At 42.3% G+C, this 18343-nt stretch carries 11 protein-coding genes; 6 read left to right on the top strand and 5 right to left on the bottom strand.

Going from position 1 to position 18343, the window contains the following annotated elements:
* Positions 1-71: 71 nt before the first annotated feature.
* A complete protein-coding gene (locus tag V7K42_RS26320) occupies positions 72-800 on the bottom strand; it encodes a pentapeptide repeat-containing protein (protein WP_334920307.1) in 729 nt (242 codons plus the stop codon).
* A gap of 134 nt (positions 801-934) precedes the next feature.
* Here V7K42_RS26320 and V7K42_RS26315 point away from each other — a divergent pair, with 134 nt between their 5' ends.
* On the top strand, positions 935-1087 hold the full coding sequence (locus V7K42_RS26315) for a hypothetical protein (protein ID WP_334920305.1): 153 nt from the start codon (positions 935-937) through the stop codon (positions 1085-1087).
* Here the strand turns inward: V7K42_RS26315 and V7K42_RS26310 are convergent.
* The 3 genes from V7K42_RS26310 to V7K42_RS26300 all read right to left on the bottom strand — a co-directional run bounded on the left by V7K42_RS26310 (position 1080) and on the right by V7K42_RS26300 (position 6692).
* Complete coding sequence (locus V7K42_RS26310) at positions 1080-1754, bottom strand: cadmium resistance transporter (RefSeq protein ID WP_334920303.1); 675 nt, start codon at positions 1752-1754, stop codon at positions 1080-1082. The two genes, V7K42_RS26315 and V7K42_RS26310, sit on opposite strands and share 8 nt — an antisense overlap.
* Positions 1755-2687: 933 nt before the next feature.
* Positions 2688-6290 (bottom strand): tetratricopeptide repeat protein, encoded by a 3603-nt coding sequence (locus V7K42_RS26305; protein ID WP_334920301.1) that lies wholly within the window; start codon positions 6288-6290, stop codon positions 2688-2690.
* A gap of 75 nt (positions 6291-6365) precedes the next feature.
* Positions 6366-6692 carry a hypothetical protein gene (locus V7K42_RS26300; RefSeq protein WP_334920300.1) on the bottom strand — a complete coding sequence of 109 codons (327 nt, stop codon included), beginning with the start codon at positions 6690-6692 and terminating at the stop codon, positions 6366-6368.
* Positions 6693-7300: 608 nt separating this feature from the next.
* Here V7K42_RS26300 and V7K42_RS26295 point away from each other — a divergent pair.
* The 5 genes from V7K42_RS26295 (at position 7301) to V7K42_RS26270 (ending at position 17129) form a co-directional block, all read left to right on the top strand.
* Positions 7301-9718, top strand: coding sequence for a sucrose synthase (locus tag V7K42_RS26295; RefSeq protein WP_334920298.1), 2418 nt, complete (start codon positions 7301-7303; stop codon positions 9716-9718).
* A 150-nt stretch (positions 9719-9868) separates the two neighbouring features.
* Entirely contained in the window at positions 9869-12853 is a 2985-nt protein-coding gene (gene pgmB, locus V7K42_RS26290; RefSeq protein WP_334920296.1) for a beta-phosphoglucomutase, read from the top strand.
* Positions 12854-13075: 222 nt separating this feature from the next.
* Entirely contained in the window at positions 13076-14425 is a 1350-nt protein-coding gene (locus V7K42_RS26285; protein WP_334920294.1) for a PAS domain-containing sensor histidine kinase, read from the top strand.
* A gap of 306 nt (positions 14426-14731) precedes the next feature.
* The gene (locus tag V7K42_RS26280) at positions 14732-15169 is read left to right on the top strand and encodes an RrF2 family transcriptional regulator (RefSeq protein ID WP_334920292.1); all 438 of its coding nucleotides are present in this window, start codon (positions 14732-14734) and stop codon (positions 15167-15169) included.
* A 607-nt stretch (positions 15170-15776) separates the two neighbouring features.
* A complete protein-coding gene (locus V7K42_RS26270) occupies positions 15777-17129 on the top strand; it encodes an ATP-binding protein (protein WP_334920290.1) in 1353 nt (450 codons plus the stop codon).
* 75 nt (positions 17130-17204) lie between these two features.
* Here V7K42_RS26270 and V7K42_RS26265 read toward each other — a convergent pair whose 3' ends face one another.
* Positions 17205-18308 carry an AI-2E family transporter gene (locus V7K42_RS26265; RefSeq protein ID WP_334920288.1) on the bottom strand — a complete coding sequence of 368 codons (1104 nt, stop codon included), beginning with the start codon at positions 18306-18308 and terminating at the stop codon, positions 17205-17207.
* Positions 18309-18343: the final 35 nt, after the last annotated feature.

The following is an 18343-nucleotide window of genomic DNA, read 5'->3' as shown; positions in this document are numbered from 1 at the left end:
AAGCCTGTATTCATTACTGAATCAGGCTTTTGAAGTTTGTTATTAAATTTGTACAGAAAACTTCAGTTTAATCACCGAATAGTGAATCCTTCCGGTCTGATAGCATCTTCCAAATCAACCCCCATCAGGTTAATCCCCTGGATGTTTGCATTTGTGAGATTTGTTTTTTCCAAGTCTGCGCCCTGAAGGTTAGCCATTTGCAGGTTTGCTCCCAGCAAGTTGGCTTTTTCTAGGTCAGCATCAAATAGGTTTGCTCCCAAAAGGTTTGCTCCCAAAAGGTTTACCTTACCTAAATCTGCTCCTTGAAAGTTTGCCCCTTGTAAGTTTGTTTGCTGTAAGTTAGCTCTTTCTAAGTCTGCATTTTGTAAGTTCGCATTCTCTAAGTTTGCCGCTTGCAGGTTTGCATCCTTGAGCATTGCTCCAGTTAGGTTACATCCGACACATTCATTGGTTTGTAATAAGTGTCTAACATTTGCCGCTACAGACACTACTGGCGATACAACTGGAGGTGTTAGCGAGGAAGTTACAGGCTCCATTGGCGATGTAACTGGAGGTATTACCGGGTAAGTTACAGCCTTCATTGGCGATGTAACTTGAGGTGTTACCGGGTAAGTTACAGTCTGCATGGGTGATTTAACTGGAGATATTGCTGGAGCTACTTTAGACCCCGTAGGTAGAGATGGTGTTAGTGTTAAAGCTCTAACGCTGGGCTGGTCAAAGAGAGAAAATCCTGCTACAAGTACCAGAAATACTGCTGTTACGAGCCACCGAGTTAATTTTTTAGAATTTGATTGATTCATTAGTTCCTTCCTGTGATTATTCTGTAGTAGTGGGTTTGATTTTATAGGAGCCATCAATAATCTGCTTTATTCTCACTTTAGATAAAAAGATTGATAACATCAAATGTTTTTTTGATTGTAATTGATAAATTCAAGTGATTGAAATATCTTTGTGGATGGGAAACGATCGCGTGATTTTTTGGTTATATCAGGGAATAGCACTCATCTGCGACACCGATAGCGAACGCGAACAGCGTCTCGCAGAGAGCGTCATAGCTCTTCGTAGACATCACTTAATGCCTAATTAGAAAACATTGCCAGACTAGGTAAGAGTCGATATGATTCACTTTTAATTAAAATGGAGAGTCCCAGGTAAATTAAGACAAAGGGGAAGACTTTTCGACCGTAGCGAGTTAAAACGGGAGTCATCAGAGGGTTACGAGTCAGGTTGTAAGAGAGTAAGCACCATACCCCAACAGTAAAATAGCAAACACACAGAATTACACCCAAACTTGGAAGATTGCTACTAGCAAACAACGGTACATAGATTCCAATGTTGTTTCCTCCATTGGCAACGGTGACAGCAGAAACGCGATAGGTTTGAGGATCGCGGATGGTTGCCAATAGTGATTTTTTTTGGCGTTCAGATTTGACAGGAGAGGTTAAGTCAACTGACACAGCTTGCACTGTCTCTGCTTCGTCTTCTCGGCTGATGAGATTACTGATACCAATGGCGACAGGAAGAAAACCTAGTAATCCAATCCAGGTGGTGGGAATCAGAAGACCGCCGAAGAAACCAGGAAGACTAGCAAGAATTAACGTAGTGAATCCAAGAAATTCACCGATAACAATATGCTTAGGACGAAAACTGCGATTGACTTTTCCGAAGAAAGCTGTCAAATATAAATTGTCGTCAAAGGTGGTTGCAAAAGCAGCAGATATCCCAATAATTAATGTACTAATTAACCAAGTCATAATTGTTACTCTCGATAATTAAATGCTGTTTGTCCTAGTCCTTCTCTGCTTGTCGCTGTGAGGACAGTTTGAAAGATTTTGTGACTGTTTTACCTAACGACAACCGATCGAGGTTCGCTAGTCATCAGCCAGTTCCCCAGTTTTTAGAGGGGATGCCTACGGCAGTAAAGTATGCGTACCAATCAAATTGGTGATTTTTTTCTCAGCAAGGTACCTTGGGAGCTGATGAAGTCAATATTATGGCTTGCAACCAAATAAGAGCAAATACTCTTGTTTTTCAAACTGATAAATAAAAGTGATTAGTAATTAAAGTCTTGAGGCAGCACCCCCGGCACGGTGTATACACAAGTCTTTGAGAGTGGCCTCATAGGCTTTTGATCCCCCCAACCCCCCTTAAAAAGGGGGGCAAAAGTCTCTTAAAGTCCCCCTTTTTAAGGGGGATTTAGGGGGATCTCCAACAATTTTGTGTACTGAGGTGTGTGTGTACACCGTAGCCTTTCTAAGGGGGGTAATTTGACTTGTGTGTACACGCCTTACTAAGGAGAGGGATTGAGGGTGAGGTTTGCTCTTATATTTAATTACGCCTACCTACTTATCAAAGACTCATTAATGGAGTTAAAAGCCTCTTTAATGAAGCTCAAAGGTTCATTAATGAAGCTCAGAACCTCTTTAATGAGTATCAAAGACTCATTAATGAAGCTCAGAACCTCTTTAATGAGTATCAAAGACTCATTAATGAAGTTCAAAGACTCTTTAATGAAGCTCAAAGGTTCATTAATGGAGTTCAGAACCTCTTTAATGAGTATCAAAGGCTCATTAATGGAGTTCAAAGACTCGTGGATAAATCAGCTTGACGCAAAATAGGCGATCGCTACCAACCTGAAAAGCCAAATTAAATTCTGACTTTCTTAATTACGAACTACGAACTACGAACTACGAATTACGAATTAAGTCTTGTACTCTCACTACCATTTGCCTAACTCCGTCAGCATCAGGAGATTGGATACGCTGTAATATCTCCAAGGCTGGCTGCAAATAATCTAGTGCTTGATTGTAACTGCCCTGTTCTTCTGCCATCCCCGCTAACCACCACAAAGTCATAGCCTGACCTTGGACATTACCGATTTGTTCATTGAGAGCGAGGGATTGTTGATAAAGGGCGATCGCTTCTTCGATTTCTCCGCTATTGGCTTTGAGTATTCCCAATTGGTGCAACGTCGCCGCCTTGCCTTGGACATTGCCGATTTGTTCAGTGATAGCGAGGGATTGTTGATAAAGGGCGATCGCTTCTTCTATTTCTCCGCTATTGGCTTTGAGTCTCCCTATTTCGTGCAACATCGCCGCCTGACCTTGGACATCGCCGATTTGTTCATCGATAGCGAGGGATTGTTGATAAAGGGCGATCGCTTCTTCTATTTCCCCTCTATTGGCTTTGATTTGTCCCAAGCTTTGTAACGTCATTGCTGTCGCTTGGAGATCGCTGATTTCTTCTTTAATAGCAAGGGATTGTTCAAAAAGGGCAATCGCTTCGTCCATTTCCCCTTTGTTGGCTTTGATATGTCCCAAGTTATGCAACGCCCCTGCCATGCCTTGGATATCGCCGATTTGTTCACTAAGAGTAAAGGATTGTTCAAAAAAGGCGATTGCCTGTTCTATTTGTCCTCTAATGGCTTTTAGATGTCCCAAGTTATTTAATGTCGTTGCCTTGCCTTGGACATTGCCAACTTTTTCTGTAAGAGCAAGGGATTGTTCAAAAAGGGCGATTGCCTGTTCTATTTCTCCACTACTGGCTTTGATATGACCCAAGTTGTTCAACGTCGTTCCCTTACCATAGACATCGCCGATTTCTTCTTTAATAGCAAGGGATTGTTCAAAAAGGGCGATTGCCTGTTCTATTTCTCCACTACTGACTTTGAGTATCCCCAAGTTGTTCAACGTCGCCGCCTTACCATAGACATCGCCGATTTCTTCTTTGATAGCAAGGGATTGTTCGTAAAGAATGATCGCTTGTTCTATTTCTCCACTACTAACTTTGAGCGTCCCTAGTTGGTGCAACGTTGCAGCTTTCTGTATTTTGTCTTCTGAAGGACAAACAGCAAGAACTTTTTGAGAGTGTTTTAATGCTTGCTTAATTAAACCCAGTTCTCGCTCCGACATAGCTAAATTATGGAGAATATGATAATTTTCACAAATTTTTAAAGTTACACAACAAATTTCAACAGCTTCCCGAAATCGGCTAACGTTATGCCATCTAGCTGTCAAAGCTATAACAACTTCCACAGCAATTTTGTCTACCTTCCCTTGCAACGCAAGCCGATGAATTTCTAAGCATTGTTCCTCAGTTGCAATGTTTGTCTCCCACCAAAGACGATACAACACCTCAGCCGCTTGCTTATACAAAGCTTCCCCATTTTCCAACTGCACAGGTAAAATGCGCGGCACTCGTAACGCCTCATCATGGCTCACTTCCAACAGCCCCAACGCCACTGCCCGACTAATATAATCTTCCAATTTAGCGATCGTGTCACAAACTGCGGCTAAAGCTGCCCTCGGTACTGGTAACTCAAACACCAAACCCCGTGACAACATCTCTCGCATGGTTGAATCCATCTGTTGCAGCAGCGCCTCTGCCAAAACTTGCTCTCGCAACTCCACCTGATCTGCTGCTAACCGGTTCAAAATTGCCGCCACATCAACAGTTGTATTTTGCAGAATCTTATCCAACCATTCCAGCAAGCGGGGATTACCATCAGCCAACTTCTGCGCTTGGGATTTTAACGCTTCATTCACCTGAGATTTAGCACTAAAAGCTGTGAGGCGATCGCACTTTTTTTGCAAATCTGTGCCTTGCAGTGCATCCAACGGCTGCTTGTGGAAATACTGCAACTGGGTAAATTCAAAATCGTAACGGCAGGTAATGATGATGCGGTGGGAAGTGGAATTTTCTCTAATTGCCCAAACTAAAGCTTTCATTACCTCTGCTGCTTCTGGTTGCAGCACATAACTCTCATTGCGGGGTTCCAAATTTCCTTCAAAGTCATCCAGCACCAACAAAAACGGCTTTGCTTCCTCATGCAACTGACAGAAAACTCGCCTCAGCCGAAATCTCAACTCTTCATCGTCATTTTGTAGGCTTTTGCGTTGTTCGTTGTCATCCAACTTTTCTGCCAAACGACTGACTAAACTCGCTTCATCAATGTGTCCCACCCAAACAACACGCTCAAAATTCGGCAATCTGTCGCACAGCCTAGCTGCTAAACTACTTTTACCCAAACCGCCCATCCCATGAATCAACACCCCTACCCCCTCTGTATCCCCCGCTTGGTAAGGGTGGGATAGAAAGGTTTGACTCAGCACCCGCAAACAATTTTGCAATTGGCGGCGACGACCAATAAAACTTTCCCGCGTCGGGACTTTCACCTTACCCGCAGGATCTAAAAACTGGGTAGAAACAGAAAGCGGTGGTGCTGGTTTCCGTCCACGAGTCCGCAAGGGTGTAACTAAAGAACTTGGTAAATTACCTGCTGCATACAGCCGCAATAAATGCCAATCCCGCGCTTTGTTCTTAATTAATGTTTGATCAGTACAAGCAAGAGCTTCGGTGATTTGCTTCCCCGCAGACAATTCCTCATACAATGCAGCAGCTGCGGCTGTTGCATCAGGATCTAAAACCTTTTGACCCCAACCCAAAACCGCTTTTGCACCCGATTTCAGCAATTCTTCAGCCATTGACGGCACAGAACCCGAATTGCCAGCTTGCCCAGTGCGACAACCAGAGAGGAAAATCAGTTTAGGCAGTCGAAATTGTAATTCTTGGGCGATATCAGAAGCACTGGCATAGAAAGCTTCACCGATTTCCGTTTCTGTAATGAAGCGCGGTTGTCCATCTTGGAAAGTAGCATGACCCGTCAGGTGTAAAACATCAAAATAATCCCTGTCGTAACCATCGACTAAATAACCCAACTCCAATAAACAGCCGCTTTCTTCCACCGTCAACGCTAAAGGTTGTCGCTTTGTCGCCTCCAAAATTCGTGCTTCCTCTCCCTCAAAATCCAGCACAGGTTTGACATCCAGGGGCGAAGTAGCCATAAACAAAACTTGCAGCGCCCGGTTTTCTGTTTCCCCGTCAATAGTTAATTTTTTTACCGTGCTATCTGACACCCAGCGCACCGGGACAATCGCCGGGACTCGCTGCACCAAAAAATTAACGCCATCGTGCAGTACTTCCCAAGGCAAATGGGCGAGTTTTTCTGCGGCTGCAATCCCTAACACAATCCCCTCATGCCTATACTTATCTAGCAAGCCTTGCAGCCAGCGATCGCTCCCATCCAACCAGTCATACAATCGCCGCCCAGTTACCGTATAATCCTCTGGTAAATCTGCAACGTAATAATCTCGCTCCGCCAACTGAATCAAGTCGGTGATTTCTGACAGAGGAAGCGATCGCTTTTCATACTTATTTGGATTATCAATAAAGTAACGTAGCTCTATGTAATTTTCATTAACTGGCTTGAGGTGAAGGTGGAGCGTTTGCACGTTCTGAATCCTGAAACTTCAGTACTTACCCCAAATTTACCACCGCTAATTCCAAAGACGTGATTCATCGCGTCTCTACGATTCTAAAATTTGGCGAATTTCTTCTAGGGTTGCATCCTTTAAAAGCAATCTTCTGCCATTGCGCCCGACAATCAACACCTTTTCAATTCTTTTACCAGACTGTTTAGCTTGATACTCTTGATACCACTTGCGGATTTGTTCAGCAATGGCAATGCCTCCCCCAACAATACCAATGATAGTAGCAACTGTGGCTACCACTGCCTCTCTTTCGGCTACATCAGAATTAACCCTATAGTTACCCGATATACCAGGAATTTCTAAAAACGCCTCTGTTGCTGCGATCGCATCTTCACCCTCAATCGCCAATTGAATTTCTGCCATAATGTTTATCTGCTAATTACTTCAGCCCGATCTTAAAATAATCCCACCACAATTTAATTTCTCGGTTTCCCTATGTTGTACATTCTTAACATGGTTTACAACGAACGGAATTCTTTATGCTGGTAAAGCAAAAGCCAAAGTGGTTAGGACATCAACAGATGATGAAACTTAGAGGATGTTTTAAAAGTGGTTGGCTGTAATTTTAGGCACTTGTTGATCCCCCCTAACCCCCCTTAAAAAAGGGGGAAGAATCAAAGTCCCCCAATTTATCGGGGAGCCACTGCGGTCTTGGGGTCTCCCCAAGTGAAGCAAGTGGCGTGGATTCAGGGGGATCTAAAACGTTTTGCTACCGACCAGAGGACTTTTAAAACATCCTCTTAGACACAAGAAGACTTTTCACCCAGTCCCCAGTCCCCAGTCCCCAGTCCCTTGCTCCTAATTCCCTCATCCCATAGATTGATTTGAAGTCCTCGCAGTGTTTCATCCCAGAGCTAGACGTAAGTTTTCTTCATAGTTACCTACTATTAGATGCGAAATGTACCTCACCGAACCGGAGACTGAGATAAAAATGAGGTCGTGGTCTAGCTAAAGTTTTGGAATTCGTCATCATGTATGAACTATTTCAAGCTGTCTTCAACGGTGATGAAAAAACTGCTCTACATCAGTTGATTTATGCGTTGAGTGCTTCAGATAAGCGTTATTTTCTAAGAAATGAGATTTTGCAAGCTTTTGCCGATTACTGTCATCAATCCCAAAAGCCAGCCTATTTTTACTACTCTTCTTCTGTTGGCAAACTGATACAGTATACTCACGAAATAATTATCGAAGAGGAACATACCTGGTTTGTGGTTCGACCGAAGATTGCTAATCAGCAAGTTTGGCGATTGACAGCCGATTTGAATAGCTTCGAGCAGATGACGCAACAAGCGCTGCTAGATGTAAGAGATCGCTTAGTCAACCGCTACCAACCTCACATCCTCGAAATTGATCTCCACCCCTTTTACGAAAATTCCCCAAGAATTGACGATCCTAGAAATATTGGTCAAGGTTTCGCCTTCCTTAACCGTTACTTGTGCAATCAATTGTTGACTGACCCCGAATATTGGCTAGAAATGTTGTTTAAAGCATTACAGGGCCTAAAATACGATGGGGTTCGTCTGCTGTTGAGCGATCGCATTCCCTCCGGTATTCAGTTAGCCAAACAAATTAAACTAGCACTTAACTTGCTAAATGAGCGATCGCCTAATGAATCTTATGAAAAATTCCGCTTAGACTTCCAAGAACTCGGCTTTGAGCCGGGTTGGGGTAACACTGCGGCGCGAGTCTCCGAAACACTAGAACTCCTCGACCGACTCATTTACTCTCCAGAACCTGGCATTTTAGAAGCATTCGTAACCCGCGTCCCTGCCGTTTTTCGCGTTGTCCTCATTTCTATCCACGGCTGGGTTGGACAAGAAGATGTTTTGGGAAGAGATGAAACACTCAGTCAAGTTATCTACGTCCTTGAACAAGCTCGCAGCTTAGAAAATGAACTGCGCGAACAAATAACACTTGCTGGACTAGATCAAGTAGGTATTAAACCCCACGTAATTATTCTCACCCGACTAATCCCCAACTGTGAAGGGACATTTTGTAATCTGCGTTTAGAAAAAGTTCAAGATACTGAAAATGCTTGGATATTGCGCGTTCCTTTTGGTGAATTCAATCCTGAAATCACCAATAATTGGATTTCTAAATTTGATATTTGGCCTTATTTAGAACAATTTGCTCTAGATGCAGAAAGAGAATTATTAACTCAATTTTCAGGTAAACCTAATCTGATTGTTGGCAACTACAGCGACGGTAACTTAGTGGCTTCTCTTTTATCTCGCCGGATGAAAGTTACTCAATGCAATATTGCCCATTCTTTAGAAAAGCCTAAACATCTATTTAGTAATTTATATTGGCAAGATTTGGAAGATAAATACCACTTTTCAGCCCAATTCACTGCTGATTTAATTAGCATGAATGCAGCCGACTTTATCATCACATCCTCCTATCAAGAAATTGTCGGCACACCAGACTCGATAGGTCAATACGAATCATACAAGTGCTTTACTATGCCGCACTTGTATCATGTGGTTGATGGGATTGATTTGTTTAGTCCTAAATTCAACTTGGTGCCGCCGGGAGTAAATGAAAATATTTTCTTTCCCTATAGCCAAAAAGAAGACCGAGATTCTCAGCTTCGGACACAAGTCCACGACTTACTATTTAGCCGCGAAGATCCCCAAATCTTTGGTAACTTAGAGCGCCCTAATCAGCGACCAATCTTTGCCGTTGATACCATTACTTCAATCAACAATCTCACTGGTTTAGCTGAATGCTTTGGTAAAAGTCAGGCGTTGCAAGAACGTTGTAACCTGATTATCTTAAGTAGTAAACTGCATCCAGATGAAGCGATAAACCGACAAGAAGCAGAAGAAATTCAAAAACTCTACGAGGTTATCGATCAATATCATCTCTCTGGCAAGATTCGCTGGGTGGGAATGCGTATCCCTAGCAGTCAACTCGGCGAAGCCTATCGGATACTTGCAGATTATCAGGGAATTTATGTCCATTTTGCCCGCTATGAATCATTCGGTCGTAGTCTTTTAGAAGCGATGATTTCTGGTTTGCCTAGTTTTACTACTCAATTTGGCGGTTCTTTAGAAATTATCGAAAACCAAGAAAACCGATTTAATGTTAATCCTACGGACTTAGAAGAAACAGCAAATAAAATTATCGAGTTTCTTGACCAATGCGATACTCATGCTGAATACTGGCACGAAGTTTCAGAATGGATGAGTCAGCGAATTCATAATCGATATAATTGGCATTTACATAGTAATCAATTACTACTGCTTGCAAAAATGTTTACTTTTTGGAACTTTGTTGCCCCAGAAAATAATGAAGCCAGAGATCGCTATATGGAAACCTTATTTCATCTCATTTATAAACCTAGAGCCGAAAATATTTTAGAAAAGCACATGGGGGGTAATTCGTAATTGGGAGTAGATTGGAGATTTTGAGTCTATAAAGGGGAGTTAGAACTTGAAGCATTAAGCTCAGAACTCCGTTCATCCACCTCAGAACTCCGTTCATCTCTCTCAAATACTCAAAATTCCCATTTCTCCCTAATCCTTACTCCCCACTTTATGCAAACAAAAGACCGTTCTCGCCATTTTATTTACACAGACTGGATATTAATCGAAACCCAGTTTGACCCTGACCAATTGCAATCTAAAGAAACCGTCTTTACAATCGGCAATGGCTATCTAGGAACAAGAGGCAGTTTTGAGGAAGGGTATCCTCATGCATTGCCAGCTACTTTCATCAATGGTGTCTATGACGATGTGCCAGTGGTGTACACTGAACTGGTAAATTGCCCTGACTGGCTACCCTTTACAGTGATTGTAAATGGCGATCGCTTCCGTCTCGATCAAGGTGATATATTAAGCTACGATCGCCAACTTGACCTCCGTCAAGGACTACTCACCCGTGCTTTACGTTGGCGTTCTCCCAGTGGAAAAACCATAGACATCAGCTTTGAACGCTTTGCTAGCCTTGCAGATCCGCACGTGTTGGCGCTACGCTGCCATTTAACGCCAGTAGATTTTGATGGGTTAATTGAAATTCAAGCTAGTATCAACGGCTATCCCGAAAATCAGGGTTTCAATCACTGGGAAGGACTAGATCAGGGCAAGACAGACCAAGGAATCTGGTTGCAACGCCGCACCCGCCACTCCCGAATTGAACTTGGTATGGCTGCTAAGGTGACAATAGTAGGCGCTGAAGCATCTTTGCAAGTCAATACTGCACCCGGTTATCCAACCTTAAGTACTAACTTTTCAGCTAAGGCACAACAGACCGTAACAGTAGAAAAATTAGTGACAGTTTTTACTTCGCGGGAGATTGATACCCCAGTCTCAGCCGCTCAAGAAAAACTCGCGCACCTGCCAGACTTCGCAACCCTACAAAAAGCTAATCAGCAGGCATGGGATGAGGTTTGGCAGCAAAGTGACATCCTCATTGAGGGGGATAGCACAGCTACTTTTGCTGTTCGCTACAATCTCTTTCAGCTACTAATTGCTGGCCCACTCAATGATGACAGAGTGAACATTCCTGCTAAAACTCTTTCGGGATTTGGCTATCGCGGTCATATATTTTGGGATACAGAAATTTTTATGTTGCCCATGTTTATATTTACCCAACCAACGATCGCCCGAAACCTACTCAGTTACCGTTGGCACACCTTACCAGGAGCTAGACGCAAGGCATCCCATTACGGTTATAAAGGAGCAATGTTTGCCTGGGAAAGTGCTGATACTGGAGATGAAGTAACACCACGTTGGGCACTCGGAAACGATTTTTATGGTGAAGATGTGCGGATTTGGTGCCGCGATCGCGAAATTCATATCAATGCAGATATTCCCTACGCCGCTTGGAATTATTGGCAAACCACTGGTGATCATGAGTGGATGCAAAAGTGCGGCGCAGAGATAATCTTAGATACCGCTATCTTTTGGGCCAGTCGGGTAGAATTCAATTCTGAGCGCCAACAGTATGAAATTCGGGGCGTAATCGGAGTGGATGAATACCATGAATTCGTTCACAACAACGCCTTTACAAACCGGATGGCGCAATGGCATTTAGAGAAAGCGATCGCAGTTTATGATTGGTTGGTTCAAAAATTCCCCGAACGAGCCAGAGAATTAGAAGAGAAACTGCAACTCACCTCAGAACAGCGAACGCACTGGCAAGATATTATCGCCAAAATATTGTTTCTCTACGATCCATCAACACAACTCATTGAGCAGTGTGAGGGATTTTTCCAATTAGAAGATATAAATTTAGCAGACGATCAAGGGCGCGATCGGTCTATGCAAACCGTCTTGGGTGTCGATCAAACTAACAAATATCAAGTAATAAAACAGCCAGATATATTAATGCTTCTTTATTTAATGCGAGAATCAGCAGATTTTCCCTATAGCGAAAAAGCATTGCAGGTAAACTGGGATTACTACGCACCCCGGACAGATATTACTTATGGTTCGTCTCTTGGCCCAGCAGTTCACGCCATCTTAGCTTCCGATTTGGGCAAATCAACCGAAGCTTACGAAGTATTTATGCACGCGTTAATGGTGGATCTTGAAGATAACCGAGGTAACACCAACGATGGAATTCATGGCGCTAGTGCTGGCGGCATTTGGCAAGCTGTAATTTTTGGATTCGGTGGCATCCAAATCACCGAAAATGGCCCCGTAGCCAATCCCCATCTACCTGATGGCTGGACGCGCCTAAAGTTTAAACTGCGCTGGGGCAATAAATGGCACGAATTCGATCTCCGCAAAGAACAAGTCGCACAAGATATAACTAGTCAACTCAAATATCCCCAATCCCTATCCCAAAATCCCCTCTCATCTTCTTCATCCCCCCAAATCCCCAATCCCCAATCCCCCAACATTCAAGGATTCATCTTCGATTTAGATGGTGTGCTAACAGATACAGCAGAACTTCATTATCTAGCTTGGAAGAAGTTAGCAGATGAAGAGGGTATACCATTTAATCGCCAGGAGAACGAAGCGCTGCGGGGTGTATCCCGTCGTGCTTCCCTCATGCTGATTCTTGGGGATAGACCATATACAGAAGCTCAAATCCAAGAAATGATGGAGCGGAAGAATGGCTACTATGTGGAACTGATGCAAAATATGACATCCAAGGATTTGTTACCAGGTGCGATCGCTTTTTTGGATGAATTGCGACAAGCTGGGATTAAAATCGGCATTGGTTCAGGTAGCAAAAATGCTCGCACAGTGATCGAGCGATTGGGCATTGCTAATAAAGTAGATGCGATCGCTGACGGTTATAGCGTGCAGCAACCCAAGCCAGCACCCGACTTATTTTTGTACGCAGCCAAACAGCTAGGACTTGAACCAGTACAATCTGTGGTTGTAGAAGATGCCGCAGCAGGCGTTGAGGCGGCTCTAGCTGCTGGAATGTGGGCAGTAGGACTCGGCCCCGTTGAACGAGTTGGAGCAGCTCACGTTGTTTTGCCCAGCCTAGCAGGTATCAAATGGGCAGATTTAAGAGCTAAATTGGGTGATATTACCAGGCAAAACCATTCAGGGACTTCCAAATAAAATTTATTAAACCGATGGCATCAAAATTAAACTCAAGCGATGAAATTGATAACTAAAAGAATGTAGAGATGTCGCAATGCTGCGTCTCTACAAGGTTTATGGATCAAGCAGATTTCATATTTTGAGATGTCTAATAACTGCTGAACAGCAAAAGCTAAGATCGTTCCAGTTGGGAATCTCAAATAAAACCCAACTTTAGAGATCCAAATTAGGAGTGAGAGCGTGAATTTGGACGATTTACCCTTACAGATACAGAATATGCGTCAGCGCGTTGCCCTTTTGCAACGCCGGAGTGAACAGCAAAAAGCACAAGAAGACATTGAACTCATTACAGATGTATTCAAGGAACTCTACCTAGCTTTAGAAGAGATGCAAATAGCTAATAAAGACTTACACCAACAGAATGAAAAATTATTCAGCGCTCAACAGTCTTTAATAGCACAAAATCAACGCTACCAAGAACTGTTTGAGGGAGTACCAGATGCCTATTTGGTGACTGACCCAAAAGGAGTAATTCAAGAGGCTAACTCTGCTGCAAATACTCTGTTGAACATCTCAAATAATTTCCTGTTGGGCAAACCTCTTGCAAATTTTGTGCTTGAAAAAGAACTGATTGCTTTTCATTTGAAACTGAATCATCTGCGCGATCGCACCGCAATTCCAAACTGGAAAATGCAAGAGTGGGAAGTAAACCTGCGACCGCGTGACAAAACATCCATTACTATTGCAGTGAAGGTAGCTGCTATCCGTAATCAACAAGGTAACTTAGTTGGTTTACGGTGGCTATTGCGGGATATTAGCGAAAGCAAGCGCACCCAAGCCAAGCTGCAATGGGCAGAAGAGGCGATGCGACAAGCGCTTGCTAAAGAAAGAGAGTTTAGTGAACTTAAATCCCGCTTGCTCACTACCACCTCCCATGAGTTTCGCAACCCCTTGGCTACCATCCACTCTTCTGCGGAACTACTAGAATGTTATCGCCATCTATGGAGCGACGAGCGACAACAGATTCACCTGCGTCGCATTCAAACATCTGCTATGCATATAACCCAGTTGCTGAATGATGTATCAGTGTTGAATCAAGATGAAACAGGCAAGTTAGAGTTTAATCCCACACCCTTAAATTTGGTGGAATTTTGCCGCGATCTATTAGCAGAGTTCAAACAGAGCGATCGCTCCCAACATGCGATCGTTTTTAGCAGTGAGTGCCAATACACCCCAGCTAACTTAGACGTTAAACTACTGCGGCAAATCTTAAGTAATTTATTGTCGAATTGTCTAAAATACTCTCCCATTGGTAGCACAGTTAAGTTTTCTGTCACCACTGCCAACGAGCGAGCTATATTCCAAACTCAAGATTCTGGTATTGGCATTCCTGCTTCTGACATTGAACACATCTTTGAACCCTTCCATCGTGCCAGTAATACAGGTAATATCCCAGGAATGGGATTAGGGATGTCCATCGTCAAGCAGGCTATAGATTTACATAGCGGCGAGATTATTGTCGAAAGTGCGATCGGTACAGGAACTACCTTTACAGTCATTCTGCCATTTTCGAGAAATTTGTATATATAACAGTTTGCACTAATCCTGCTTTTATCTCTGATTGGTTTGCTATTGATTTTTGTTGCTTTCTAATGGCTTGAAACCAAGACAGAGTAGTTCTTTGAGTCAATTCAACCTCAAAAAGGCTGGAGAATAATCAATCACTTTTATTTATTAAATTAAAAATAAAATATAATTGCTTCTATGCTTGAAGGTCTTTAAAGTAGAGTTAGCCGGTCAACAATTAGTTGATTGTAAAGTTTTTCTTAACAATAGCTTAGGGAAATAAACTTAAGGACTTTGTATATTTAAGTGTGAGTTTAAAATATTACGCCTGTGGTAATCTCTAACAAATCAGAATACGCGCTTCTAGCCCTGTTAGAGTTAGCAGCCTGCTACCCTAACGGTGAAGCCCTACAAATTCGAGAAATAGCGGTCTTACAAGATATACCAAACCGCTATTTGGAACAACTCCTGGCAACATTAAGGCGTGGAGGCTTAATTAAGAGTATACGCGGAGCCAAAGGTGGCTATGTTCTGGCACGAGACCCTGGAAAGATTACAGTGTTGGATGCTTTTAGCTGCATGGAAGGGTCAGATATTGTTGTATCTGATGTTGAGCCGACTCCCAACACGGTAGAAGGTGAGCTAATTCAGGAAGTCTGGCAGGAAGCACGTCAGGCTGCTAACTCCGTTTTGGAAAAATATACACTCCAAGACCTTTGTGAACGAAGATCGATCCGAAAGCAAAAAGAACTCATGTATTACATTTAGAAAGGATGAAGTGGTAAAATTGTCATCCTTAGCTTGATTTTATCCCTTTTTCTCGATGCAATGACCCTTTAAAGGATTGCAAGGTAGTGCGATCGCAAACAAATTTGGGTTTCAGTTTCACTGCATTCATCAAATTTAAATCCAGTTCCACCAGGTCACAATGTAAAGATAGTTTCTAGCGTTGAGAGGCTCTCCATCGCCCTATTTACCAGTGGTTGTACACCTATAGCTTTGTCCAGCCAACGGGTGAGAGTTGGTTTTTTATCTTGCTTAGAGTCAATACAAAGGTCATGCAAATTGCCTTGAATACCTTTGTCCAACAAGTCAATAAAAAGTAATAAGACTTAGAACTAAAATTATTCTTATTTAATAGATAAATGGCTAGATTGAATTTCTAAGTTGCCAAATTTACTAATAGTTAAACATCTACGCAGTCATCAAAATATTGGATTTGCCGAGGTACTCTATATTCCCACATCTACACTGTGAATTTTGGACAGCAATCTGGGAAAGATAAGTTTGTAACGATTGATGAACTTTGAAATTATAGAGACGGGTATTCATAATGTTACCAGAAATATTACTTCGGCAGTCAAGACATGAGAGTATGCCTATTATTGGTGGTACAACAAAAGCTGATGAACAGAATTTGCAATTAGAATCAACTTTGCAGGAATTACCCTCTTGGCAAGTTCACATCGAAGTAGAGCGTCCCGGCAATGATTTAGCTATCCTCTTTAAGCAAGAGCCTTTATTACCAGGAATTATCCTCAATAATAATCAACAATATGTGGGGATGATTTCACGGCGGAAATTTTTTGAGCAGATGAGTTATCCCTACAGTCTGGCACTATTTTCCGTAAAACCGATTAGAATTCTTTACAAGTTTTTCCAGACAGAGATATTAGTCTTTTCTGAAGATACGCTCATTGTCAATGCTACTCAGGCAACTTTACAACAACCACCCCAAATCACCTATGAGCCGATTTTAGTTAAAACTACGTCTGGAAAATATAAGGTAGTTGATTTTCATCAATTACTCTTAGCCTACTCCCAAATTCATGTATTAACACTCGTTCACCTACAGCAGGTAGAAGAACAATCTAGAATTGCCAAAGCAGGCTTTTGCGATCTTCAGCAAAACTATACGCGATTAATTCAAAATGAAAAGATGGCTGTATTAGGACAACTCGTTGCTGGTATTGCCCACGAAATCAACAACCCTGTCAACTTTATTGCTGGGAACCTTGTTCACGCCATCGAATATAGTCAAAATATACTCAATCTCATTAAATTATACCAACAATGCTATCCCGAACCAGAAGCGGAAATTAAAACTGCGATCGCACAAATTGAACTGGATTTTTTAACTACCGATCTCCCCCGTCTTCTCACTTCTATGGAGGTTGGTACCAGGCGAATCGAACAAATTATTCTTTCCTTACGAAACTTTTCTCGTCTGGATGAATCTGACAAAAAATTAGTTGATATCCATGAAGGTATTGATAGCACCCTAGTAATTTTACAAAGTCGTCTCCAAAATCACAAAATCGGTAAAAGGATCAACATAATTAAAGAATATGGCGAGCTTCCCCAAGTAGAATGCTATGCCGGGTTACTGAATCAGGTATTTATGAATATTTTGGCAAATGCTATTGATGCTCTCGAAGAGTCATTATTAATAGATAAAGGAAAAATTTGCATTCGGACTCAATTAACCAATGACAATCAAGTAATTATTCGCATTTCCGATAATGGCCCTGGGATTCCAGAGAGTTTGCAAAAGCGATTATTCGATCCATTTTTCACAACTAAACCCGTTGGGAAAGGAACTGGATTAGGTCTATCTATCAGCTATCAAATTGTTGTACAAAAACACGGTGGTCAGTTGGAGTGCATATCGCTTTTTGGCAAAGGAACTGAGTTCACGATCGCAATTCCAGTTCACCTAAATTCTTAACTTATTTAGAAAAAGGAGCCGGAAAAAATTAGTCCGAAAACAATCAGCAGTTTTTCTTCACTTACATATTTAATTCTAACTATAAGTTCCTGCTTTTTCACTTGTTATCGTAACAGGCTCTGAGACAATATCATCTATTTTATTAAACTCTCCAGCCCGCCAACTATCTGTTGTCCCCTTGATAAAACTGGCAATCGGGATTGCAATTAGCAAACCCAGCACTCCTCCTAATTTTGCCCCTAACAGCAAAGAAATCACCACCCACACGGGATTTAAACCAGTCAAATTACCAAGAATTCGAGGTGCAACAAAATTAGAATTAACTTGGTCGATTGCAACAGCTACACCTAAAACTTCAACTCCTAACCAAAAGTTTTGCAACGCCACCAAAAGACTGACTATAGCAATACCTACTCCTGTACCAAAAGGGAAGAGAGAAAACAAACCAATCCCGATGCCAAAAAGCAAAGCTAGGGGAACTTGCAGCGCCACAAATGCCAGTGTAATTGTCACACCTAACACGGCTCCCAATGTTGCTTGACCGATAAAGTAATTCTGAAAATCCTCTCGCAGTAATTCCCGCAATCTTAACCCAATATTATGGGGAAACCACTGAAATATTCCATCCCAAAGACGCTCGCCGTTTAATATTAGATAGACAGTCAGCACTACCGCCAGTAGCACGTTGAGAACAATACCAATAGTATCGACGGCAAAACTAAGGATTCTACCAGTAAAAGACTGAAGTTGGTTAGATAATCGATCGAGAACTTGGGTAAATAAACCGCTTAAATTAATGGGAAGCTGTTGTTGACTTAACGCCCAATCCTGGAAGGCTTGCAGTTGCTGAGTTCCAGAATCAATCCAACTGGGCAAAATATTGGCTAGCTCGTTGAGTTGCTGGATAATCAGAGGAACCAAGGTGATGCCTAAAGCAACTAAAATCACTAGAGTTAAAAGCAACACTCCTGCGATCGCTAAGTTACGTTTTACCCCTTGTTCTTGCAAAAACTGGATGGGATAGTTCAAGACAAAAGCCAGTAGGATGGCGGCGGCGATAATACTGACCAAGGGTTGAAAATACTGTACAACCTGGATTAATAGCCAACCATTGAGAATAGCAATAGGAAATGCCAATCCTATAGTTAACCATCGCGGTAGTTTGTTTGCTGATTGCATTATGTGATTACTCCACAAGAGTTATAACTTTATTT

Source organism: Nostoc sp. (genome assembly GCF_036917455.1).
Lineage (GTDB): Bacteria > Cyanobacteriota > Cyanobacteriia > Cyanobacteriales > Nostocaceae > Nostoc.
Note: the sequence above shows the minus strand (reverse complement) of the source record. Positions and strands in the feature narration are given on the sequence as shown.